This window comes from bacterium (assembly GCA_021158245.1).
Taxonomy (GTDB): domain Bacteria; phylum Zhuqueibacterota; class QNDG01; order QNDG01; family QNDG01; genus QNDG01.
Window position 1 is genome coordinate 20,613 of sequence record JAGGVB010000011.1, and the last position, 23,032, is coordinate 43,644.

A 23,032-nucleotide genomic window follows, 5' to 3' on the forward strand; every position below is an offset into this window, starting at 1 on the left:
TTACTCATTTATACTGCACTCCTCCTCTCTGCACTTTCCAGGAGAGGTAGGGAGCCTATTATAAACAATAGCCCATAGATATATTAACTCCATTAAAAACAATTTTTATTTGATTAAGAAATATACTTTTCACACAGCAGCACTACCAGACAACAAAATAGCCTCAGATATATTATTTACAAACTTCTGATAATAATTAGCTCAGATTAAAACTCAGCAGCAGGACTTATTATTTTAGAATAAACTATCATCCCTGTATATAATTCGGCCAGTCATCCAATTTTTTCATCCAGCTGTCTTTTGGAAAACTATTCCAGAATCTCTTCCGTATTTCATATACTGCAATCCCGAATGCAACGGAAACATTCATTGAATTTTTATATCCAAGCATTGGTATTTCCAGAATTTCATCAGAAATTTCCAGGATATCTTTTGAAACTCCGAGTGCTTCATTCCCCATAACAAGCGCAGCAGGAAGTGTAAAATCAACATCCCAGATTAGTTTACTCAGATTAGTTGTCTCCATTGAATAAATTTTGACACCTTCTTTTTTTAATTTTTTAACAGAATCCAGTGCTGAAACAGAATAGTCACATTTCACATAATCAATGGAACCCATACTTGTTTTTTCTAATTTCAGATGAGGCGGATGTGCAGTAATACCGCAGCATATAACTTGACTTAAAAGAGCGGAGTCAGCTGTTCTTATGATTGATCCCACATTAAATGCGCTTCTTAAATTCTCAAGCACAGCAATAACTGGAAACCGCTCAATCTTCTCCCACTCTTTTTCATCAAGATGTGTATCAAAAGAGCGGATTATAATCTCTTTTTCCATTTGAGACTCTATTTTCTTCCCACTTTCCTGTCAGCTATTTTAGTTAAATTTGCCACAATACGATCGAGATTATCTGTCGAGAAATCATCATTAATCCATATAGGCCTGCACATAGCAACAAAACATCTGCTAAAAGGTTTGGGAAGCAGATAATTACACCATGTATTTTTTATTATCCATGCTTTTTCAGCAGATGATACAATTGGGATTATCGGATACCCCATTTTTTTTGCAAGAAAAATAATTCCGGGTTTTGATTTATATATCGGTCCGGATGGGCCATCGAGTGCAAGTCCTCCGGGGTGCCCTTCTTCAATGGATTTTTTCATCATAAGAAGCGCCTGAGCGCCTTTATGTTTACTGGATCCTCTTACAATCTCGTATCCGAATTTAGATAGTATTCTGCTCTGAATCTCTCCGGCCCAGCTTAAATCTGTCATCAAAGTAATATTCCATATACCAAATGGCGGTACAAGAAGGAATTGCCTCCCGTGCCAAAAGCCGAATAAAACCCTGTTTCTGTCAAGCTTTAGGAATCCAGGGTCAAAATAAAATTTTATTTTTAAGGTTGAAAAATAAATTTTGATTATAAACCAGGCAAAAGAAGCTGTAAAATTAATAAAGCCTTCAGAGTATGTTATTGATCTTCTAAATTGTTTTACTTTTAACTTTATGCTCATGAAATCACATTTGTTTTAATTTAAAAAGCATACCCGAACACAACAGTAAGCACCTGCGGCATTGGATTCGGGTTAAAGAGTAAATGCCATCTTATTTCAAATACTGTGTTATGTTTAATGCCTTTATTTAAATAGGACAGCCCCAAACACATCCCGAAAGTTGATAAATTGTCTCTGCTGTCTTCCCACACTTGTGATAAATAATATCTTGATATACCTGCCATTACAGAAGATCTGTTTATTGGGTTATTCCTCACAGAATAACCGAAATCAATACCTGCCCACAGTAAATTGAATTTAAAATCTTTGTTTGTTCCGCTAATTGCAGAGCCCAAATCAATTGTATATAATCCATCGCTGTGAACTTGTATGATATTTCTTCTTAATATCGGAATCGTCAATTCAGCACCAGCTGTAAATGAGAAAGGTGTTCTTCTGCTTATTCTGTTAACTGGTATTTTGGGTAATCCTATTCCAACATGTACAGATGGATTTATCCAGGCAAAAATTGAATGTGCACTGAATAAAATGAAGAAAATTAAAATCTTCTTTAAATTTATTTTTTTATCCATGTTTTAAGTTAAGAATATAATAGAATTATGTCAATGGAAAAGCATTAATATTTTTAAAAATACCTGATTAAATCAGGGGTTGTTATTGTTTGGGTTTGAGTATTTTGCATATCTGTTAATTTAATTCGTTTTATACAAACAAGGAGTCATGTCAATCAACATAACTCCTTGTTTTTATTGTCGGGGCGCGGAGATTTGAACTCCGGACCTCATGACCCCCAGTCATGCGCGCTAACCGGGCTGCGCTACGCCCCGCTTAAGATGTGTTAAAGTATGAAAATAGACATTCATTGTCAAGAAAAAATTCTGATTGTTTTTTATGCTTGACATTCTCTGATATAATGATAATAATTAAACAAATCAAAAATCTTAATGGATTATTCGATGAAACAATCAATTAAATTGTTCCTTATATCGCTTTTAATAATTTTAACACAACCCTTGAATGCCACTGTGCAGGGGGTTTCTCATGGTTCGATTTCCGGGATAGTAATAGATTCGGAAACTAATAAACCTCTTTTTTATACAAATATTTTTCTTGCTAATACAACACTCGGCACAGCAAGTGACAAAAACGGACAGTTTCGTATAGATAACGTACCCATAGGCAACTATCAGCTCATAGTATCTATGATCGGTTACGAACTGAAAAAATTGAATATTTCTGTCAGATTCAGAAAAACCCAAAATTTTAAAATATATCTCCCCCGTAAACCTGTGCAGGGAAAAACAATTTCAGTATCCGCATACAAGCCAAAATCATGGCAGAAAAATTTTCAGGTTTTCAGAGAATTACTTCTCGGCCAGTCATCTTTTGCAGATAAATGCAGGCTTATCAATACAAATGTTCTGAATATTATATACAATAAAACGACCCATACCCTTAGTGTAAAAACCATGGAACCTCTGCATATAGAAAATAAAGCTCTTGGTTATGATATTTATCTGACTATTGAAGAATTTTCTTATCAGGGAGTAGGTTTTTTTAAATTCAAAGGCATCTCTCGTTTTATAGAAATGAAACCTGTTAAATTACAGCAGCGCAAAATATGGATCAGAAACCGGTTAAAAGCTTATAACGGCTCTTTAAGGCACTTTCTCGTAAGTTTGGCAAATAATAGGGTAAAAGAACAGGGATTCAAAACATTTCTCGTAGATCACATAAAACAGCATCCTGATTTTACTAAACTTAATAAGCTTGCTCATCAGATCAATCCTGATTCGATCAGCTTCAAAGCCGAATCTTATTTTGAAAAAAAACTATTCTTCCGAAAATACTTGAAAGTAGAATATACTAAAGAGCCCGAATCTAAGCGATATATGCCGTATTCGAAAAAAAAAGCTTTTCAAACTTCATGGATTTTGTTAAATACAGATCAACCTGTTATCTATACTATTTACGGATCATTATACGATCCTTTTAAGATAAAAACCTACGGCTATTGGGCATGGGAACGTCTTGCAGAATCTCTTCCATACAACTACATTCCAGATCCTGCAAATCTCATTCAATATTTAAAACCCGTTTCGTTTCCTGCCAATAAGATAAAATCCTTCAACAAATATCGAAAATTCAATAAATCAGACTATGCACATCCTCCGGTCTCTTTGTTTAAAAATTCCATTGATGCTGTTTTATCAGGGAACAAAAAATTGGGCACGTCACTCTTTTATCAGGGGCTTTCATATCCAGGGTCATCTGAAATTTTTGATTCTCTGTATATTCCATCTTCATATTTAATTAAAAATATCCATCTGGATAATAATAAAATTAAAAAGAATGAAAATCTTCTCAAGATGTGGATAGAACTTGATCCCACACCCGCATCTCTTGTAAATGAAGCATTATGCGAGCTTGTCAACAGGATGTCATCTTTTTCAAAAGTGATCGGACGTACCTTTTCTTATGATGGAAGAAAAACTATTTACCTTAAATTCGGCAAACCGGATTTATTAATTAATTTCAATAAATTTGGGTTGATACCTGAAAACTCATGCTGGGTTTACAAACGTGATACAACTGAAATAGTATTTGATTTTATTAAATCCGGTTCGACTTATGTTTTACTTAAAAACGTAAATTCTTTAATCCCGGGTTTCGATGAAAACAGTGTTGAAAACCTGATGGATTTTATCCAATCAAGATTAAGTATAAGCAAACTTTATCATAATTTCATTGTTTCAATTTATAAAAATATTAATGATTCAAAAATCCACCAGGAAACAGAAAAAAACATTTACAAATACTTAGCCCATAAAATATTTAATAATTTTTCGACTTTTTATCGTTTGGTCACTACCAAACAAGCAGGTTTACCATTTTCCCCGTTTAAAAGCATTTCGGAACCATTGATTGTGGTTTCTAATTTATTTACAATGCCAATTGGAAATAAATCATTAATTAATCTATCCATGGGAATTCCCTGTTATCAACTTGGAATCTTACCCGATGACTCTGAAAAAGTATCGTACTTACAAATTTTCTACACAGTTTTTCATGAAAATAATGATATTTTATACAGGAAGGAATTTAATGGTACTATTAAATATTCGAATCATTTAATTCCTGTTAATTCTATTGCAATCTCCTCTGTTTCAGACACCTTGCCGTATGGTAAATTCAAAATTGCTATTCAGATTGAAGATACTTCGACAAAAAGAATATGGCATAACAAAATACAATTGACTACTATCCCGAATAACGACAAACTATTTTTAAGCGATATTGAACCTGTTTTTGCTGATTCAAAAAAGCATTTCTTAATCTATCCCTCAACAAGGATTTCTAAATTATCCGGTATTCGCTTTATGGTATGGTTTCAAAACCTTAAAAAAAATCTTAACGGTTTATATAATTATAATTTATCATGGGAATTGAGTAAGAATAATGTAAACTTTTTCAGCAAACAGTACAAAATAAACGGGGAAAAAAGTTTTAAAACCTATAGTAGTAATGGAAACAGAATTATCAGTATTGATATTTCTAAAATTGTGCCCGGATTCTATAATTTATGCGTTACCCTACAGGATATTAATAGCAATAGTATTCAAAAATCCATGCTACAAATCCAAATTGTTCGTTAATTCCACTAAAATATCTTTATAAAATAAATCTACTATGATAGTATTTTTTTATGTGTATACTTTTCTATAAACGCTAAGTACAGTATTAACAACATATTAGGTACTTTAGTAAAAAATAGTGTATCTTTTTTGAGACAAATCCACGAAAAAGGATTTTTTTTGTTTTTTCTTTATTTGGTGTATCTCTTTGTTTTACAGTAGGTTAGCTAAATTATTTAATCTTACAATTCGCTGGCATATTTATTGTATACATATAAGTTCAGACGGGATGTGAAGCAAAGCAACTTGCCCAGCCTCTCCCCTTTCTTTTGCGGTAAAGAACTCGAGCCCCCTCTCAGTTCTTTACCGTTTTTTATTATGAAAATAAAATTGCGAAATTAAATTTAATGTAATTTACAATGATACTATAATTATATAGATTTATCAACCATTTCAATCAATCCAGTAGAGAATTCTTCCACAGTGCTCACACGTTATAATTTTCTCATCACTTCTCCCGGGGCCTAAATAAGATGTGGGCAGTTTTGCAAAACAGCCAAGACAGGTATTATTTTTAACCGGTGCAATTGAATGTTTATATCTCATACTTAATCTGTCGTATGCTCTCAAATATCTATTATCTATTTTTTTTGCAAGGTCTTCCAAAGCATCCTTCAGTTCCTGCATACCTTTTGTAGAAAATCCAAGACTTTCTTTCTCTTCTTCTGCTTCTTTGAGCATAATATTCATGTCCTGGTATAATACTAAAAGCTCAAGCTGACTCTTCTCCATTTCGCTACCCCTGAATAATCTCCATAAAATCAGTATAATTTTCCGTCTTAAGCAGGTTTTTCCTGTTTTTATTATCTTTTACTATTTCAACAATCTTGCCAAGTAATGGTAAATATTGATTAATCTTTTCCTGAGGCGGTGCAACTATTAAGAAGAAAAGTTTTACTTTTTTCTTATCAATAGCATTATAATCAATACCTTTTTGTGAAATACCTACAACAACGCATATTTGTGATATTGCCAGCGTTCTGCAGTGAGGAAGTGCAACATTCTTGCCAATGCCTGTACTGCCAAGTGTTTCTCTTTTTAACAGTGTTTCAAGAAGAACATGCTTATTCCTGATCTTACCGGTATCAATAAGAGGCTTTACAAGTTCTTCCAAAATATCTTTTTTCGTCTCCCCCTGAAGGTCAAAAATAAAACATTCAGGACGGAAAAATTCCAAGAGTTCTTCTCCATTCATATCTGCTCCATGATTAAAATCTATACATATTTTTTAAACCGCTTTTGTTTCATAATATCGACTAATTTCTTAACATCTTCTGATCTATCTCTCTTGCAAACAAGAACAGCATCTCCACTGCGAACAACAATTAAGTTATCTACACCAAGGACAGCAGTAACACCATCTGATGAGTACACATATGAATCCTTTGAATCATGAATTACTACATCACCATTACGTACATTACCTTCGGAATCTTTTTGGCTTAAACGATAAACCTGCTCCCAGCTGCCAAGATCACTCCAGCCGAAATCTCCCTCCACAAGATACACATTTGCAGCTTTTTCCATGATTCCATAATCTATTGAAATACTCTTTATTTGCTTGTAAACTCTTTTTAATACATCATCATATTTATTAGTACCAATATATTTTCCTATCTCCTCAAGTCCGTCATAAACCTCAGGAAGAAATTCCTTAAAAGCTTGCAGAATCGTTTGAACCTTGAAAATAAAAACACCGCTATTCCAATAAAAATCACCGCTTTTCAAAAAACGTTTTGCAGTAGCAAGATTTGGTTTCTCAGCAAAAGTTTTAACATTATATGCTTTTATTACACCCTTATTGTCCAGATCCTCGCCAATTTGGATATATCCGTATCCGGTTGCAGGCATATCAGGTTTAATTCCCAGAGTTACAAGCCCTTCTTTTTCTCTTGCTATTTCAATTCCCTTTTTTATGACTTTTCCAAATTTTTCAGTATTTACTACAAGATGATCAGCAGGAGAAACAACCATAACACCATCAGGATTTTCTTTTTTTATAAATTGTGCAGCAAGGCCTATACATGGCGCAGTGTTTTTTCCAGCAGGTTCATAAATCTTATTTTCCCCTGGAATTTTTGTGCAAATTTCAGCAAAATTTTCTTGTTGATCCTCTCTTGAAATAATGAAAATATTTTCAGGAGGTATTACTTGCTCAATACGGTCTATTGTTTGCTTTATAAGTGACTTCTTCCCGATAATAGTTAAAAATTGTTTTGATTTCTTGGATCTACTTCTCGGCCAAAAACGTGTTCCTGAACCGCCTGCCATAATTACACCATACATAGGCACTACCTTTTTCTATGTTTGAAAACAAAAAAAAGCCCTGTGTTCCATTGCTTTAAGCAATTTACAGGGCATTTATTCTACAATGCAAAATTGAATTTCCATACTTTTCATGTCACAAAAATAAGCAATATTTAATTCAAAATCAAGTTGTTTAAAATTATTTGAAAATAAAAACACAAATAAACAATAAAGGTATAAATATTATTTAATATCGTTCATTAATTTAATAAAAATTTCATTTGCCTGCTTCTTTAAAGCATCAGAAGATCCATTATTTGTGACTGAATAATCTGCAGCCTCTAATTTTGCTGTTTGTTCTGTCTGTGCAGAAATAATTGCTGAAATACGATCCTCTGGCCAGCCCTTGTATTTTCGCAATCTATGAATCCTGGTTCTGATTGGAGAGTCTATCACAATAATTAAATCAAATAAATCAGCAGCTTTTGCTTCAAAAAGAACAGCCATATCTACAACAAGCAAGCCCTTCCCGTTTTCCCGAAAATTTTCAACTGAAGTTTTTAAATTACAGATTAATTCCGGCCATACAATTTTATTTAATTTTTTAAAATTTTCATTGCCTTTTAAAACAATTTCAGAAAGATGTTTACTGTTAATTTTCCCCGACAAATCAAATATCTTATCTCCGAATTCTGATCGCAGAGAATTTCTTATGGAATCAGATTTATTCATTAACTGCTTTGCAAAATTATCCACATCAATTACAGCAGCTCCCAAATCTTGTAAAAATTTACAAAACAGACTTTTCCCTGTACCTGTACCGCCTGTTATTCCTGCAATAATTGTATTTTTATCTGACATTTAAGTCGGGCCTTTTATTCGATAATTTAACTAAAAATAAACAATTAACATTAAAATATCAATATTTCCCTTGAAATTAATAAAATTTTTCGACATTTTATTCCCAATAATACTTAAATACTTAACATTGAGGATAGAAAATGACAAATCAAGCAAATACTATTCCGGAGCTGCTATCGAACAGCTTTAGTATTTATAAAAATCTGCCTTCAATATCATTTGCAGGAGAGGAGCCGCTTTTATATAAAGAACTGCAGGACAAAATTATGGAGATATCTCACCTGCTCTTAAAAAATGGCATAAAAAAGGGAGATAAAATAGCCATACTCGGGGACAACAGCCCCAATTGGGTTATTTCATATTTATCAATAGTTTTTACAGGAGCTGTTGCTGTTCCTATTCTGCCGGGATTTACAGATACGGATACTCACCATGTTCTAAGGAATTCCGATTCTGTTGCTGTCTTTGTTTCTCAAAAGCATGCAAACAAAATTGAGGATATAAATATTCCAAATTTATTTACGCAAATCTCTCTTGAAGATTTTTCAGTTTCCGAGCTGCATAAACCCATCAAATCAAATTATCATGATTTTGTAAAATCTCTTTCAAAAAAACTTGGGAAAGATGCTTCTGCTGCAGAAATTGTAAATGCTTCTGAAAAACCGAATGCTGAAAATCTCGCTGCAATAATATATACATCAGGAACAACTGGCAATTCAAAAGGCGTTATGCTTACCCATAAAAACATAGTTAGCGATGTTTTAAACAGCCTTAAAAAATTTCCACTTACTTCAAACGACAGATTTTTATCAATACTCCCTCTGTCTCATACATTCGAAGCAACCGGCGGAATGCTTTGCCCTCTTACCATGGGAGTATCAATCTATTACATGAGAGGGCTTCCTACTCCACAAAAACTGCTTGATTCAATGAAAGCTGTGAAACCTACAGGCGTTTTAACAGTACCTCTTGTAATTGATAAAATTTATAGGAAAAAAATACTTCCCAAAATTGAATCCAGCTCTCTTCTCAGGATCGCTTACAAAATACCTGTTACAAGAAAACTTATTAACAAAAAAGCAGGGGCGCAGCTTATCACCTCTTTTGGAGGCGCTTTAAGATTTTTTATGTTCGGAGGTGCTGCTCTTAATTCTGATGTTGAAATTTTCCTTAGAGATGCAGATATCAGCTATTCAACCGGATACGGAATGACTGAAACATCACCAATAATGACTATAAACCCCTTTGGAAAGGTTAAAATGGGTTCATGCGGTCAGGTTATACCGGGTGTTGAAATGAAAATTCATAAGCCGGATCCCAAGACAGGCATTGGTGAAATTATAGTAAGAAGCCCGATTGTTATGAAGGGATATTATAAAAACAAAGAAGCCACTGAAAAAGTTTTTATTGAAGACGGTTGGATGAAAACCGGAGATATCGGTTATTTTGACAAACATGGCTATCTTTTTATTAAGGGGAGATCAAAAAACGTTATAGTAGGCCCTTCAGGAGAAAATATTTATCCTGAAAATATTGAATTATTACTTTCTCAAAATCAATTTATACAACAAGCTGTTGTTTATGAATCAGAAGGTTTAATACACGCACTTGTATATCCTGATTATGATGCTGTTGACAATGCAATTACCGAAGAAAATGAAAACAGTTCAGAATCCATAAAAGAATCAATTTTGGAACAAGTCCGGCTTGATATTAATGAACAATTACCTTCATTCTCAAAAATCAATAAAATAAAAGAGCACCAGGAACCATTTAAAATGACACCTACAAATAAGATAAAGCGGTATTTGTATATTTCAAGCTAATCTATTTCAAACAATTATTTTTTAGTGTAAAAAATTAAGGCAGGGTTTAAACAAAAATATTTATCCCTGCCTTTATCTTTTAATAATCGAAAATATTAATTACCCAGCTGGGAATTCAATTTTTCCTTCTCTTTTATCGAATTTCTAATTCTTGTCAGAGCCTGCATGTACAATTTTTTAGACTCAAGTTTAACAGCAGCTTTAAATGCTTTTTCAGCTCTTGTAAGATCGCCTTCCACTTCAAAAGCAAGACCAAGATCATAAAAAGCAGCCGGTTCTTCAGGCATATCCTTCACTGCCTGTATCCATGCTTCTTTTGCTTCAGGCCATAAACCGGATTCAGCATATTTACGTCCAACATCAATATTGCCTTCACCTGATTCAATAACCCTCCGCTCAGATACATAATAAGGTGCAATTTTATGGGCAAAAATACTGCAAATTTCTTTGGAAAGATTGTTTAAAATCTCCCCTTTCGGCTTCAAAGTATTATTATTACTAAAAGAGGAAAAGATCGATCTTTTCTCTTTACTGCTGTCATAACTCCTGGAATCGCTGTAAGCTGCTAAAAGCCGTCCAGTTTTCACATTCACAACTCTGTAATTAATAGCAACAGTACCCCGACGTACCCAGTAAGATTTGTCTACCCATACGTCCTCGACAATCTCTTTCTTTACTCTTTTAACAGTGCCGGATTTTTTATCTTTTTCCTCAACCCACTGGTATTTACCTGTATGTTTCTTTTCTTTAACTTTCCGCGTAATCTTTTTATCAGGTTCAATCTCATAGGTAGTTACATCACCGAAAACAAGAGCATCCACTCCTAAAAGAGCACCTGCCTGGATTGCACTCTGATCATCAACTATACCTGACATTGCCATATTTTGTTCTTCAAGAATTCTGCTGATTTTTTCTCTTTCTAAAATTTCATAATACCCGGTTTCAAGAAGCATTGACTGCATTAGAGTTGCAATCTGGCTCCCGGAATGTCCGACACCATGGAAATCCACGACACCAATCTTGTGAACTCCAGGCATACTTATAGCTGCTGGTTTTAAAACTTTTATTGAAATGCTGGATGTAGAAGCGCATGACATAAAAAGCAAAACCAACAAAAGTATAGCAGCCCCTTTTAACGTTGTCTTCATTTAGTCTCCTCCCTTTCATATATTTGTAAACATTAAATATAAACAAACTTGGAAAATTTGCAAGTATAAAATTTTTTAATCATTAATGGAAAATGGGAAACCCGTTGTAGAAATGTTAAAAACACTTCATCCCTGTCTCTTCCGTGCCCCCTCGGCAGATTCGGCGAGAAGTTCAGGATAGACTCCGAATGAAGAATGATAACTTCAATAAAAACAGACGTCAATCAAGCGAGATTCATAATACAAATCATATTTTCAAACAGCTTCAAAATTTGTAAATAAAAAATAGTTCTGGATATTTTGCTCCGTCTATTTTATCTTTAAAAAACTTAAAAAAATATGGAGAAATTTATGAAAAATGAACAAATCAAGAAGAAGGGTGGTAAATCTTTCTCTCCAATGTTCTGGCTGGTTATCATGTTTGAATTCTTCGAGCGTGGTTCCTACTACGGAATAATGAGTTTTCTTTCAGTCTATTTTGTAAATGTACTTCACTTTCCAAAGGAGAGTGTGGGTGTTATAAAAGGAGTTATTCAGCCTCTTTTATATTTTCTTCCTATTATTTCAGGTGCACTCGCAGACCGTTTTGGCTACCGAAAACTTTTCATGACTGCATTCAGCCTTCTGGGAATAGGATATTTCTTTACAAGCCAGGCAACAAGCTACGGCGCTGTGTTTACTGCACTTGTTGTAATGGGATTCGGCGCAGGTACATTCAAACCATTGATATCCGGCGTAATTGCAAAAGTTACTGACAAAGAAAACAGCACTGTCGGATTCGGCATCTACTACTGGTCCATAAATATCGGCGCATTTCTCTTTCCTCTGGTTCTGGTACCATACCTTAAGGCACTGAATCCTGCTTATGTAATTATAGCATCGGCAATCTGTACTGCTTCAATGCTGATTCCCACAATCTTCTTTTTTAAAGACCCTACTTTAAAAGAGCGTGTGGAAAAACGGGAACAGATGTCATTAATTCAAACGCTCGCACATGCGTTTGAAATTATATATTCTCCGATCGTGCTATTATTCCATCAAATGAGGCATTCTGTAATTAAAAGAGTCATCTGGTCCATAGTCCTTGGAATCCTGGCAGCTTATTCAATACACAGCTATATTAACCGGCCTCAGGTTGATATTAAGCTCAATAAGATCGGTATTAAACATCAGGATAGTATATTAATCTTCCAGGTTGACAGAAATATGCTTGGCCGGGAAAACTATTCCATCGATACTTCAGATTCAACAAAAACATATCTGACAATATTCAAACCTGCTTACATTGACAAGTTCGGAAACGAAATTATACAGAAAATCCATGCAATAAACGGATTTGAGTCAACCTCAATCAAAAACCTGAATTCTTGGATAGCAAGGTCGGATGAAAAAATTAATCTGATTTTTACACACAATAATGAGATTAATGCAAATTTTCAAATTGATAAAATAAATGACAATTACTTTCGCGTTTCAATTAATAATAAAAATAATTATGCTGAATATCGTGAGGATTTATTTTCATCTCTTTTAAAATATCCTATCCTTGCAGGATTAACAATAAAAAATTGTGATTCATTTTTTCAGGCTACACAGAGAAGGCCGTTTTTTCTTCTCTTTGTAATAGTTCTCATATTATCAGCTCTTGCTATTTCTGTTACACATTTTAACGGAAAAGGAAAATCAAAAAAATCAGCTGCAATTACGCCTATTATGTTTTTTATAATTGGCGTTCTTTTATGGCTCATTCCAGGGCTGTCGGTTTTAAGCAGGATCATCTCTTTTGTTATCTACGCCTCTGTAACATCCCTTTTCATCATTGATAAATCCAATCCTGCAGAATTCGGAAATCATGCAAAATTTCTGCTTATGATCTTCCTTTATTCGGGTTTCTGGGTTGTCTATTTCCAGATGTTTGATTCTGTACTCTGGTATGTTCAGGCTTATGTTGATGCATCTTCGTTGAATGGTGCAATAAACGGTTTTCTTGGTAAGCTTGGAATTCACATTAACTGGTTTTTTGATGTTGAACATGTTACAGTTATGAATGCCGGAACAATTATTCTTCTTCAACTCTTCATTTCTTCCATTGTCAAGAAAACAAAAGCACTTCCGACAATGATGTTCGGCATCGGGCTTGGAACAATTGGGATGCTTATTCTTGCTGCAAATACCAATATATGGATATTTCTCGCCGGTATTTCCATATTTTCAATCGGAGAGATGACAGCACATCCTAAATTCTTCAGCTACGTAGGGCTTATTGCTCCTAAAGATAAAAAAGCTATGTATATGGGATATCTTTTTCTATACGGAGTTTTCGGGAGCTCAATCGGAGGCGTTCTCGGAGCAAAACTCTACGTACATTTTGTGGATAATCTGAACCAGCCCAGAACTTTATGGCTTATTTTCAGCAGTATCGGTGTTTTTACAATTATTGCTCTCGCTCTTTACAATAAATTTCTTGCACCGAAGAGTGATTGAAATATAAGATAAAATAGGAAACATATTAAAAGGGCTGTAACTGAAATTTTTATCTCAATAAAACAGCCCTTTTATAAATTCACAACAGCTGTCAAAACATCATTCGTAACGCAGCGCATCTACAGGATCTAAGTTTGCAGCTTGCCTCGCAGGCCTTAAACCTGCGAGAAGCCCGATTAAAGTCAGAATAATAACAGTAACAAAAACAACATTATTTGATAAGATTGGCCGGAAAAGAAGCTGAGATACCTCATCCTGTGCAGGTATCTTCCATATAAGAAATATAATCCCTTTTGCAAGAAATATACCCGTTGTACCCCCTGTTATAGAAATCAGCAGAGATTCGAATATAAACTGAAACATAATATGGATTTTTTTTGCACCTATTGCCCGTTTGATCCCAATCTCTTTTGTTCTCTCCCTTACAACAACATGCATAATATTGGCAACTCCTACGCCTGCAATAATCAGAGTCATGGTACCAACAATAGTAAGGAATAAATTAAAACCCAAAAATATTTTATCAGTTATTTCAAGAGCTTCATTCATGTCCCATATATCCAAAGCTTTTTCGTCTTCAGGGTCAAAATTGTATTTTCTTGCAAAAGAATTTCTGATTTCTTTTACAAGTGATTTTGATTTATTTGGATTTTTAGCTACAACCAAAATATTCCTTAAGTATTTATTACCATAAATGCTTTGAAATGTAGTATTTGGAATAATTGCTCTTCTATCATCAGGGCCATTACTCATGGAAGATTGTAATTTCTTCGGCATAATTCCTATAATTGTAAAAGGCAGTCCGTCAATATTAATTTTTCTTCCAAGAGGTTCTTTATTACCGAGCACTTCTTTGGCAATCACACTTCCCAGAAAAACAACTCTTCTCCTCTCTGCGACATCTTTTGCATCAATAAATCTGCCTCCGAGGCCCGGATACATTCTGCGCATTATTCCAAATGATGGTTCAACACCCTCCATATAAGTTCTGACAATTTTATCTTGATATTTCAAATGTATGTACTTTCCGAAATCGGCACTTATAAATTTTACTCCCGGAGTTTTTAAAATTAAATCTTTATCGGTCATTACCATTCTTACGGGCCTTCCAATCGGGAGCCCGTTAAATTTTTTTGATGTCTGGCCTCCGTAAATCTTAATTGTACGCTCACCGGCATTAAGCAGGCTTTCACTCATCCTGAAATCCAGGCCCTTGCCGAAAGCCATTAATAGAACAACAGCAAGAGTTCCCCATGTTATGGCAATTGTTGTAAGGAATGCTCTGACTTTCTGTTTTTTTACATCTATTAAAAACTCTCTTATTAAAATGATAAAATTCATCTATACTCCAAAAGAATTTTTCCCTAATATCTTATACAGTCAACGACATTAAGATTGGCAGCTCTTCGTGCAGGGAAATATCCTGCTGAAAAGCCTATGGCTGCAAGTACGGTTATTGAAATAATTGCCACTGCAGGAGAGAATTCCGGTGTGCCGACATACTCCTGGATTGGCAGCAATCCCACTAATCTGATAATTATAAGAGAAATAACAAGCCCGATTAAAGCTCCTACGCCAATGATTACAAATGATTCAAGAATAAACTGCCTTAAAATAATAACTTTACGTGCACCAATTGATCTTTTAATTCCAATCTCTCTTGTTCTCTCTTCAACCACAACATACATAATATTTGCAAGGCCGATTCCTCCGACAATCAGGGTAATTACTCCGATAATCCCAAGGAAAATATTCATCCCGAGGGAGAAAGATCCTACAAATTTATCCATTTCTGTTGTATCCCAAATCGAAAGAGCCTCTTTATCGTCAGGATTAAATTTATACTTTTTGCCGAGAACTTGATAAATTCTCTTCTGCGCTTTTTCCGAATCTTTCGGGGTTCCTACTTTAAACACAAAATCATCAACATTTTTTTCACCGTACATTGCCGTAAATGTTGAAGAGGGAATAAATGCCCTGTTTTCATCTCTGGAATTGTAAGATGAATTTTGTGTCTTCTTTTTTAGAACCCCAATAACTCTGAAAGGCGTATTCCCGATGAATACATATTTACCAACCGCATTTTCATCTTTTCCTAAAATAAAATCTTTTAGTTTGTTGCCAAGAAAAACAACCCTTCTCCTATTCTCAAAATCCGGGTCATTAATCCATCTCCCTCCCGGTTCGGGGAAAACATTTCTCATTTCTCCGTATTCCGGTATAATCCCCGTCAGGTTTACCGATTGTTTTTTATCTTTAAATCTGATATATGTGCCCCACCTGCTGAATTCAGGGCTTGCAAGAGATATCTCAGAAATAACATTTTTTAAAATAAGAACATCGTCGGCTGTAACAGGAATGGAACGGCCTATCCCATATCCCTTGTATGGCAGAGCTGTTCTTCCGGGCCATACAAGTACTATGCTTTCACCGATTCCGTGCATGTTTTTGCTCATGGATTTCTTAACACCTACACCAAAAGATAACAGAACTATTATTGTAATCGTACCCCAGATAATGCCGAACATTGTCATAAAGGTTCGGGATTTGTACTGTCTTAAGTAGAAAAAAATCTCTTTGATATTGTTTAACAAGCTTTCCATATCTAAGCAGTTTACCTTGTATTTATATAATCTCTTTTGTCTCTTTTTCCAGTACTTCCTGATCCTTGATTAGACCTGACTTAATCTCTATTAAAATTGCATCACTCAAACCTGTTTCAATGTATCTCTCTTCAAAACCATCTGTATCTTTTGGAATTCTTACGAAGGCTGAATCATTTCTGAAATAGACCACTCTCTCGGGAAGTGTGAGAATGTTCTGTTTTTTTGTAATAATTATTGTCGCATTTGCGGAAAAACCTGCTCTTAACATTGCACCCCTAGTACTGTCAATAACAATCTCTACCGGAAAAACAGTAGAATTGCCGTCTTTGTGAGCTTTTAGAGAAATAAGAGATACATGACCTGCTACATTCTTTCCGGGAAGTGCTCCAATTTGAAGTTCGGCATTCAGCCCTTCTTTTATTTTTCCGACATCAATTTCATCAACAGTCCCCTTGAAAAGAAGTTTTGTCATATCAGCCATTCTGAGAAGTTCGGTTCCTGCCTGATATGATGTCAAAGGCACTACAGGGTCTCCCACATTTACTTTTTTTTCAAGAATGAAACCTGTTATAGGAGATTTAATTACCGAATCAATAATTTTATTTGCAAGAGTAACTTTGCCTTTTTCCAGAAGCTCCAGCTGTTCAGATGCTATTTTATAATCCAAAAGTGCTTCATTGTAATCTTTCTGCAGGGTTTCCATATCGTAATCTGAAATCAAATTATCTTTTTTCAGCTCTTTATTACGATCCAGCTCATGCTTTAATGCACCGAGAGCAATATTTTTCATTTCAACATTACGTTTGGCCTGGACAAGTTCCAATGGTGTCGGATTCGGTTTTATCTCAAGAAGCGGAGAACCGCTCTTTACAAAATCCCCGACTTTAACATACAATTTTCCTACTACACCGGACATTTTTGATTTAACCGCCACCTCGTTCACAGGCTCTATTGAGCCTACTGCAAGAGCCTTTTCTGTAATTGTATTTATTTCAGCCTTTACTACTTTTCGGTCAGAATTATTTTTATTTTTTCCTGATACAAATACAATTACAAATATCATTATAATGATGACAATTATACCAAGAACCACAAGGTTCTTTTTCCTCAATTTCATCTCTATCTCCTTCAATATTTTCTTCAGTTGGAAGAGAACTCATATTAAAATACGCAGGAGGGTACAAATAGTTACAATTATAATAAATTTATTTTTTCAGGAAATAAATCAAAAAAGCTGCATTATAAGTAGCCATTATGTCATCACGCTGAATACACACAATGACTAAAGCAGACTTTTAATACAACTTTTTTAAAATTATATAAGTATATGTTTTTTTAATAAAGAGGAATAAATCTATAATGGTATTCCTTCTTCAGGCTATCTACAACAGCTTCTTTTTCTTTTTGCCATCTTTTCAGATAAATTTCTCTTTTTATTGTATCCTTTACTTTATCATAAGACTGCAATCCGGCTTTTTTCTTAAGTACCTTTAAAATATGGAATCCATAAGATGTGCGAAATACTCCGCTGATTTTACCTACAGGCGTTGCAAAAGCTGCAGAATCAAATGATGCTTCAGTACTGCCTTTTCTGATATTTTCCATTAAGCCGCCATTCTCTCTCGTGTTTGCATCTTCCGAATATCTTTTTGCAAGAACTGCAAAATCAACACCCTTTTTAGCCATTTTTAATACAGTTCCGATGATTCTCCTTTTCAAATCAATACTATGTTTTTCTCTGTTTCCTGTAGCAGCCATAATCTGGCGCAAAGTAACAGTAGTATCCTGGTTGTAATAATTTTTAATATCATTCTCAGTAACAGCAATCTTTGGATTTATAATTTTTTTCAGATATTTATCTGCAAACAGGCTGTTCTTAACATCTTCTGCAATGTATTCCTTATCCATACCGTTTTCTCTCAGCGTCATATTGAACTTTGTTTCTCCGCCATAATTTTTAAAAATTTCAGACATAGCAGTATCAACCTCAGAATCCGAAATTTCTATTCCGCTCTTTTTTGCAGAATATACAAGAAGTTTTTTCTCAGCAAGGTTCTTTGCCATTCCTTCAACAATATTTTTTACTTTGTTACGGTGGAATCTCAGCAGCTTTTTAATAAATTCATCAGGGCTGTAATTTATTACCTGGACAATTTCTCCTGTTGTTATATTGAAAATATTCGTTGAGATAATAACATTATTTTCTTCGGGATTTAATTGAGGGGTAATTGCCGAAAGATCTGCTGCAAGATTATAGGCTCTGGTACCTTTCTTCAGTTTTACCTGTTCCGGTTTTTTGCTGCACAATGTGAACATAGAAATAATCAATGCAAAAATTAAAAATCGTTTCATAGCACTTTCCCCTATAGATATTTATGTCCAAAATTTCTCAATTGCTTTAATTGTATTTAAAAATAAGGAAATTTTATTCCCATGCAACAAAATAAAAATTTACTTTTAATGAAATAAATATTGATTGTACTTGCTATGCAACTATTTATCCATTAATCCGTCTTTAATTAAGAAGCTGGCATAATTTAAAACGGAGGCCCTCTATGAAAATATTTTGGATATTCTTAACAGTTCTTCCTGTATTACTCCTTGCACAAAATCATGACAAAATTATAAACATCCAAAAAACTGAAACAGTACCTGTAGTTGACGGTATTATTGACGCTTGTTGGGACAAAGCAGACTCTGCAACAAATTTCTTTCAGCTTAGCCCATATTATGGTAAAAAACCCAGTCACAGAACTGTAGCCAAATTGCTGACAACAAAAGAGAGTCTATACTGTTTAATGATTTGTTATGAAAACAAAAAAAATATTCAGGCTTTTAAAGGCAGTCTGGATAATATCAGCGGTGATATTGTATCTCTGATGCTTGATACATTCGGAAACGGCCGTACAGGGTATAAATTTGCAGTATCTGCATCAGGAGTACGCAGCGACTGCCGCTTGATTGATGACGCCCGAAACAGAGACTATTCATGGGACGGCATCTGGTTTGCTGACACACGCATTTATGATTGGGGTTATGTAGTTGAAATGGAAATTCCGTATAAATCTTTACAGTATAATGATCAGCTTTTAACATGGGGGCTGGACTTTGATCGTTACATTGCAAGCACTAAAGAAGACCTCTACTGGTGTTCGTACAAAGAGAGTGAAGGGCTTAGAATATCCAAATTCGGAAAACTATTTTTTAACGGCTTTAAACCTGCTGTACGCGGTATGCATCTGGAACTCTACCCTGTAGGGATTGCAAAGGCTGAACAGCAGGAAGACGGTTCCAAAAATTTCAAACCTAACGCTGGATTCGATATAATGTATAATCCTTCACCAAAACTCACTTTTCAAGGCACTATTAATCCGGATTTTGCCCAAATTGAAGCTGACCCATTTGAATTTAATATAAGCCGCTATGAGACTTATTACAGTGAACGGCGTCCTTTCTTTACAGAAGGAAATGAAATCTTTATAGCTTCAGGCAGACAGCGCAATATGGGATTCTATCGGCCGCTTGAGCTATTCTACTCACGCCGCATTGGCCGCAAACTACCTGATGGCAGTGAAGTACCGCTTTGGGCCGGAGTAAAAACATTCGGCCGTATAAAAGAGTGGGAATACGGTAGTTTTATGGCTGTGACAGGTGAAAAAGAATACACTGTTGATGATGAAACATACATAGAAGAACGCGGCGTTTTTGGATCTGCTAGACTAAAAAAGCAGATAATGGGCAACTCTTCTATTGGTATGCTTTTTGTCGGTAAACACACCTCTTCTGGAGATAATGGGGTTATTGATATTGATGGCGCCTTCAGGGGGTCTAACTGGCAGCTTGCATATCAGGTTGCCCGCTCGTACAGGGATGACCAAGGCGATTTTGCAGGATCTGCTGGTTACACTATGATTAGTAGCAAAGCCATCATTGGTTTACGGGGCCGCTTTATAGGCAATAATTTTGATATTGATGATGTTGGTTATGTACCATGGCGTGGAACAGCTCAGATTGTTGGTTTGGGTGGTCCGCGCTGGTATTTTAAAAAAGGATATATCAGAGCAATTCTATTTTATGCCGGCCCGATTCTTAACTATGAAAAAATTGATGAATTTACGGATTACGGCGGACTTGTTGGATTCAATATGCAGTTCCGCAACAACTGGGGATTTGAAATTAATACGGATTACTCCAAATCAAAAGAACTTGACAAAATTTTTAATTCATTCTCTGTTAATACTTCCTGCTGGGTGAATATTGATCCGCGCTGGCATGCAAATTTTAATGGAGGTTATTCAAAAACATACAACTTCTCTCGTGATTATCTGGCATTCTACTCATGGGTAAACGGTTTTTTCAGCTGGAGGATCAACAGAAATCTACAGCTCGGCACAACTGCCAGCGTCTTTATCGAGGGAAATCCGGCCGGTAATGTAGAAGAAGTCACTTATAATTCAAGACCATTTCTCTCTTTTACACCTATGAACAATATGAATATTCGTGCCTATCTCGATAATGTTCTTTTGCGTTCCAGTAATAGAATTGAGCAGATCATCGGAGGGTTGCTGTTCTCTTATAATTTTTCTCCAAAAAGCTGGATTTACATGGCAATTAATGAGGTGCAGTACAGGCCAGAAGAGATTCTTAAAATCCGGGACCGCACTGCTGTATTTAAATTAAAATATCTCTACTACATGTAATTTCAAAGGGGCTGCCTGACCTGAGTAACTGTCTGTGCAGCCCCGTTCTATCTATTAAAATCCCATTTGTTCTATCAATAGTAACAAATTAAAAAAACTGGTTCTTCAGGGGAAGAGTTGGAAACTTTTAAGATGTTATATAATATACAAAATCTGTTTTTAAACCGGCATCTGGAAATTTACGTTAAAAAAATGTTAAAAAACGAACGCCCGGAAGGGCAAACTGTTTGAGCCCGGCTATTCAATTAAAAAATATAATAGTAAAGCCGGGGGAGTTTTTGCCCTTCAGAGAGTTTTTTAGCATTTTTAGGAAATTTCCAGCAGCCGGCGTTTTTTGGGCACTTTTTTTGAAAAAAGTGCCTTCAAGTAATTTCAATAAGATCACAAGGTTAAACTTGAGACAAAAACTATTCCCTAATATTAAACACAAAGATCGACATTAATAAAGAAAAGGAGCGGTTTAGGCCTTTTCCTGCAGCAATATAATAAGACTGATAAACGAAAATGTTAATAATGCAGGTATTTTAAAAAAAGTTTTTGAATGAAAATTACCCAAATACTTCCAACTAAAACTCGGAAGAACCAAAAAACTAAACAATTCTTCTTTAAAAATATATTATCAAATTTATCTAATAATCAAAGGTAATGTCAGAGGAGGAAGATTCATTCTAGCCATAGTATTAAAGACAAATTCTCTAAAGAAAGGATAAGTTGTCAATGGTAGAGAGATGTTCTTATAAATATCAAAAAACTCTTCATTAAAATTAAAATTAGTACTGAACATCAACTGAAATGTAGCTGACACTTTAAAAATTAATTCATTAGTATCCGAACTTTTAACATTTAAAGTGTATACATGATTTATTACAACAACATCTTCCAAAGTTTCAGTAATTTTTACCCTATGTTTGATATTAACAATTCCTGAAACGTTTTCAGTACTATTTAACACGCAATCAGATTTGATTAATCTTATACTATCAAGACTTAATTCCTTTAATAGTTTTCTATACTGATCCGGCTCCATTTCCATTTTAACTTTCTTAGCCAAAATTACTCCTTATAATTTATTATCATGTTGCATATTTTTTCATTCTATCTTTACCGGGCAAATTCTCATTTGTAAATACATTTTCAGTAAATCGTCTGTATTTAGGCGGCACGTTGTTAATATCAAACTTTTCTATATTTAATCTTTCCATACCGGTTCTTATTTGTCTTGTATTCAGCAGAACCATGTCCATTTTATTACTTAACATATTAGCTATCTTTATAAAATTATATTTTTCAGCATATCCGCTTAAAAGATTTGAGACATACGAATTTAAACTTATTTCGTTGTCCTCTGCTTGTTCAGTCAATTTTGCATGCAAAATTTTCGGAATTCTTAAAAGAAATTTTCCGCTGAAATTTATATTTTTCTCAGTATCATGAACCTTTGGCAAAGGTATTTTTATACCCCTTCTTATATGATCCTCAAAATAATTTCTTTTTATATTCTCAAGTTCTTCTACTGCTTCGCTTATTGTATTGCCTGTTCCGAGAAACGCACCGCTTCCAAGTTCCGGAATATATGCAACATAATAGCTATCTTCATCCTCATTAACATAATCAATCTTAATTGAATAATGAAGATTCAAATAATAATCCAGCAATTCTTTCTTATTCATCATAAATTTCCCTGATAAAATTGTAAGCTTCAAATATGTGTTTTAAATAAATTTTTTTACATTTTCTGTTTTTCATGCAAACAGTATATTCACCGGCATAATTACAGTTAAGGTGTTCATAATAATCTTTAAGCAAATCATGTGCCAGTATCCAGTGAGAACCTTTGCCTGCTTTTCTGAAAGTAAATCCGTAATTATCACTCAGATAGCTACAGAGCTTAACTACTTGATTCCATTCAAGTTGAGATGGTATTCCGTGATTTTCCCAAAATGAAAA

The 23,032-nt window shown here is 34.5% G+C and carries 18 protein-coding genes, 1 tRNA gene and 1 pseudogene; 4 read left to right on the forward strand and 16 right to left on the reverse strand.

Translation table 11 applies throughout. The features are described 5' to 3' along the window. Positions 1-247 precede the first annotated feature (247 nt). The 4 genes from J7K93_00645 to J7K93_00660 all read right to left on the reverse strand — a co-directional run bounded on the left by J7K93_00645 (position 248) and on the right by J7K93_00660 (position 2,345). Entirely contained in the window at positions 248-838 is a 591-nt protein-coding gene (locus J7K93_00645; GenBank protein MCD6115498.1) for an RNA methyltransferase, read from the reverse strand. 8 nt (positions 839-846) lie between these two features. Further along, positions 847-1,518 carry a DUF374 domain-containing protein gene (locus J7K93_00650; protein ID MCD6115499.1) on the reverse strand — a complete coding sequence of 224 codons (672 nt, stop codon included), beginning with the start codon at positions 1,516-1,518 and terminating at the stop codon, positions 847-849. Positions 1,519-1,538: 20 nt separating this feature from the next. Continuing rightward, positions 1,539-2,090, reverse strand: a complete 552-nt coding sequence (locus J7K93_00655) for a hypothetical protein (protein MCD6115500.1) — start codon at positions 2,088-2,090, stop codon at positions 1,539-1,541. Between the two features lie 180 nt (positions 2,091-2,270). Continuing rightward, positions 2,271-2,345 (reverse strand) — tRNA-Pro (locus J7K93_00660). Between the two features lie 129 nt (positions 2,346-2,474). On the opposite strand from J7K93_00660, the gene J7K93_00665 reads away from it, so the two are divergent. Next, on the forward strand, positions 2,475-5,174 hold the full coding sequence (locus J7K93_00665; GenBank protein MCD6115501.1) for a carboxypeptidase-like regulatory domain-containing protein: 2,700 nt from the start codon (positions 2,475-2,477) through the stop codon (positions 5,172-5,174). Between the two features lie 432 nt (positions 5,175-5,606). On the opposite strand, the gene J7K93_00670 is transcribed toward J7K93_00665, so the two are convergent. The 4 genes from J7K93_00670 to J7K93_00685 form a co-directional block, all read right to left on the reverse strand. Beyond that, positions 5,607-5,945 (reverse strand): hypothetical protein, encoded by a 339-nt coding sequence (locus J7K93_00670; GenBank protein ID MCD6115502.1) that lies wholly within the window; start codon positions 5,943-5,945, stop codon positions 5,607-5,609. Between the two features lie 4 nt (positions 5,946-5,949). Continuing rightward, entirely contained in the window at positions 5,950-6,408 is a 459-nt protein-coding gene (locus J7K93_00675) for a PTS sugar transporter subunit IIA (protein MCD6115503.1), read from the reverse strand. A 20-nt stretch (positions 6,409-6,428) separates the two neighbouring features. After that, positions 6,429-7,505, reverse strand: a complete 1,077-nt coding sequence (locus tag J7K93_00680; protein MCD6115504.1) for a mannose-1-phosphate guanylyltransferase — start codon at positions 7,503-7,505, stop codon at positions 6,429-6,431. 198 nt (positions 7,506-7,703) lie between these two features. After that, entirely contained in the window at positions 7,704-8,321 is a 618-nt protein-coding gene (locus tag J7K93_00685) for a dephospho-CoA kinase (protein ID MCD6115505.1), read from the reverse strand. 140 nt (positions 8,322-8,461) lie between these two features. Here J7K93_00685 and J7K93_00690 point away from each other — a divergent pair, with 140 nt between their 5' ends. Then, positions 8,462-10,147 (forward strand): AMP-binding protein, encoded by a 1,686-nt coding sequence (locus J7K93_00690; GenBank protein MCD6115506.1) that lies wholly within the window; start codon positions 8,462-8,464, stop codon positions 10,145-10,147. 95 nt (positions 10,148-10,242) lie between these two features. On the opposite strand, the gene J7K93_00695 is transcribed toward J7K93_00690, so the two are convergent. Then, positions 10,243-11,295, reverse strand: a complete 1,053-nt coding sequence (locus J7K93_00695; GenBank protein ID MCD6115507.1) for a tetratricopeptide repeat protein — start codon at positions 11,293-11,295, stop codon at positions 10,243-10,245. Positions 11,296-11,646: 351 nt separating this feature from the next. Between J7K93_00695 and J7K93_00700 the strand changes: the two are divergent. Continuing rightward, positions 11,647-12,231: pseudogene (locus tag J7K93_00700) on the forward strand (MFS transporter). 1,647 nt (positions 12,232-13,878) lie between these two features. Here J7K93_00700 and J7K93_00705 read toward each other — a convergent pair. From J7K93_00705 to J7K93_00720, 4 genes are all read right to left on the reverse strand, one after another. Beyond that, positions 13,879-15,120, reverse strand: a complete 1,242-nt coding sequence (locus J7K93_00705) for an ABC transporter permease (protein ID MCD6115508.1) — start codon at positions 15,118-15,120, stop codon at positions 13,879-13,881. A 23-nt stretch (positions 15,121-15,143) separates the two neighbouring features. Further along, positions 15,144-16,382: an ABC transporter permease gene (locus J7K93_00710; GenBank protein ID MCD6115509.1), complete on the reverse strand. Its 1,239-nt coding sequence runs from the start codon at positions 16,380-16,382 to the stop codon at positions 15,144-15,146. Positions 16,383-16,404: 22 nt separating this feature from the next. Beyond that, on the reverse strand, positions 16,405-17,502 hold the full coding sequence (locus J7K93_00715; GenBank protein ID MCD6115510.1) for an efflux RND transporter periplasmic adaptor subunit: 1,098 nt from the start codon (positions 17,500-17,502) through the stop codon (positions 16,405-16,407). 218 nt (positions 17,503-17,720) lie between these two features. Continuing rightward, complete coding sequence (locus J7K93_00720; protein MCD6115511.1) at positions 17,721-18,737, reverse strand: peptidylprolyl isomerase; 1,017 nt, start codon at positions 18,735-18,737, stop codon at positions 17,721-17,723. A gap of 203 nt (positions 18,738-18,940) precedes the next feature. Between J7K93_00720 and J7K93_00725 the strand changes: the two genes are divergently transcribed. Then, positions 18,941-21,085 carry a carbohydrate binding family 9 domain-containing protein gene (locus J7K93_00725; GenBank protein ID MCD6115512.1) on the forward strand — a complete coding sequence of 715 codons (2,145 nt, stop codon included), beginning with the start codon at positions 18,941-18,943 and terminating at the stop codon, positions 21,083-21,085. 625 nt (positions 21,086-21,710) lie between these two features. Here the strand turns inward: J7K93_00725 and J7K93_00730 are convergent. From J7K93_00730 to J7K93_00740, 3 genes are all read right to left on the reverse strand, one after another. Next, positions 21,711-22,136, reverse strand: coding sequence for a protein-export chaperone SecB (locus J7K93_00730; GenBank protein MCD6115513.1), 426 nt, complete (start codon positions 22,134-22,136; stop codon positions 21,711-21,713). Positions 22,137-22,158: 22 nt separating this feature from the next. Further along, positions 22,159-22,758 carry a toxin-antitoxin system HicB family antitoxin gene (locus J7K93_00735; protein MCD6115514.1) on the reverse strand — a complete coding sequence of 200 codons (600 nt, stop codon included), beginning with the start codon at positions 22,756-22,758 and terminating at the stop codon, positions 22,159-22,161. Next, a partial coding sequence (locus J7K93_00740; GenBank protein ID MCD6115515.1) for a hypothetical protein occupies positions 22,748-23,032 on the reverse strand: 285 nt, incomplete at its 5' end. The genes J7K93_00740 and J7K93_00735, both read right to left, overlap by 11 nt.

What these genes read in the sequence shown, in the direction of transcription:
- J7K93_00645 (MCD6115498.1), bottom strand. Translation starts at nt 838, where the DNA reads ATGGAAAAAGAGATTATAATCCGCTCTTTTGATACACATCTTGATGAA.
- J7K93_00650 (MCD6115499.1), bottom strand. Translation starts at nt 1,518, where the DNA reads ATGAGCATAAAGTTAAAAGTAAAACAATTTAGAAGATCAATAACATAC.
- J7K93_00655 (MCD6115500.1), bottom strand. Translation starts at nt 2,090, where the DNA reads ATGGATAAAAAAATAAATTTAAAGAAGATTTTAATTTTCTTCATTTTA.
- J7K93_00665 (MCD6115501.1), top strand. Translation starts at nt 2,475, where the DNA reads ATGAAACAATCAATTAAATTGTTCCTTATATCGCTTTTAATAATTTTA.
- J7K93_00670 (MCD6115502.1), bottom strand. Translation starts at nt 5,945, where the DNA reads ATGGAGAAGAGTCAGCTTGAGCTTTTAGTATTATACCAGGACATGAAT.
- J7K93_00675 (MCD6115503.1), bottom strand. Translation starts at nt 6,408, where the DNA reads ATGAATGGAGAAGAACTCTTGGAATTTTTCCGTCCTGAATGTTTTATT.
- J7K93_00685 (MCD6115505.1), bottom strand. Translation starts at nt 8,321, where the DNA reads ATGTCAGATAAAAATACAATTATTGCAGGAATAACAGGCGGTACAGGT.
- J7K93_00690 (MCD6115506.1), top strand. Translation starts at nt 8,462, where the DNA reads ATGACAAATCAAGCAAATACTATTCCGGAGCTGCTATCGAACAGCTTT.
- J7K93_00695 (MCD6115507.1), bottom strand. Translation starts at nt 11,295, where the DNA reads ATGAAGACAACGTTAAAAGGGGCTGCTATACTTTTGTTGGTTTTGCTT.
- J7K93_00705 (MCD6115508.1), bottom strand. Translation starts at nt 15,120, where the DNA reads ATGAATTTTATCATTTTAATAAGAGAGTTTTTAATAGATGTAAAAAAA.
- J7K93_00710 (MCD6115509.1), bottom strand. Translation starts at nt 16,382, where the DNA reads ATGGAAAGCTTGTTAAACAATATCAAAGAGATTTTTTTCTACTTAAGA.
- J7K93_00715 (MCD6115510.1), bottom strand. Translation starts at nt 17,502, where the DNA reads ATGAAATTGAGGAAAAAGAACCTTGTGGTTCTTGGTATAATTGTCATC.
- J7K93_00720 (MCD6115511.1), bottom strand. Translation starts at nt 18,737, where the DNA reads ATGAAACGATTTTTAATTTTTGCATTGATTATTTCTATGTTCACATTG.
- J7K93_00725 (MCD6115512.1), top strand. Translation starts at nt 18,941, where the DNA reads ATGAAAATATTTTGGATATTCTTAACAGTTCTTCCTGTATTACTCCTT.
- J7K93_00735 (MCD6115514.1), bottom strand. Translation starts at nt 22,758, where the DNA reads ATGATGAATAAGAAAGAATTGCTGGATTATTATTTGAATCTTCATTAT.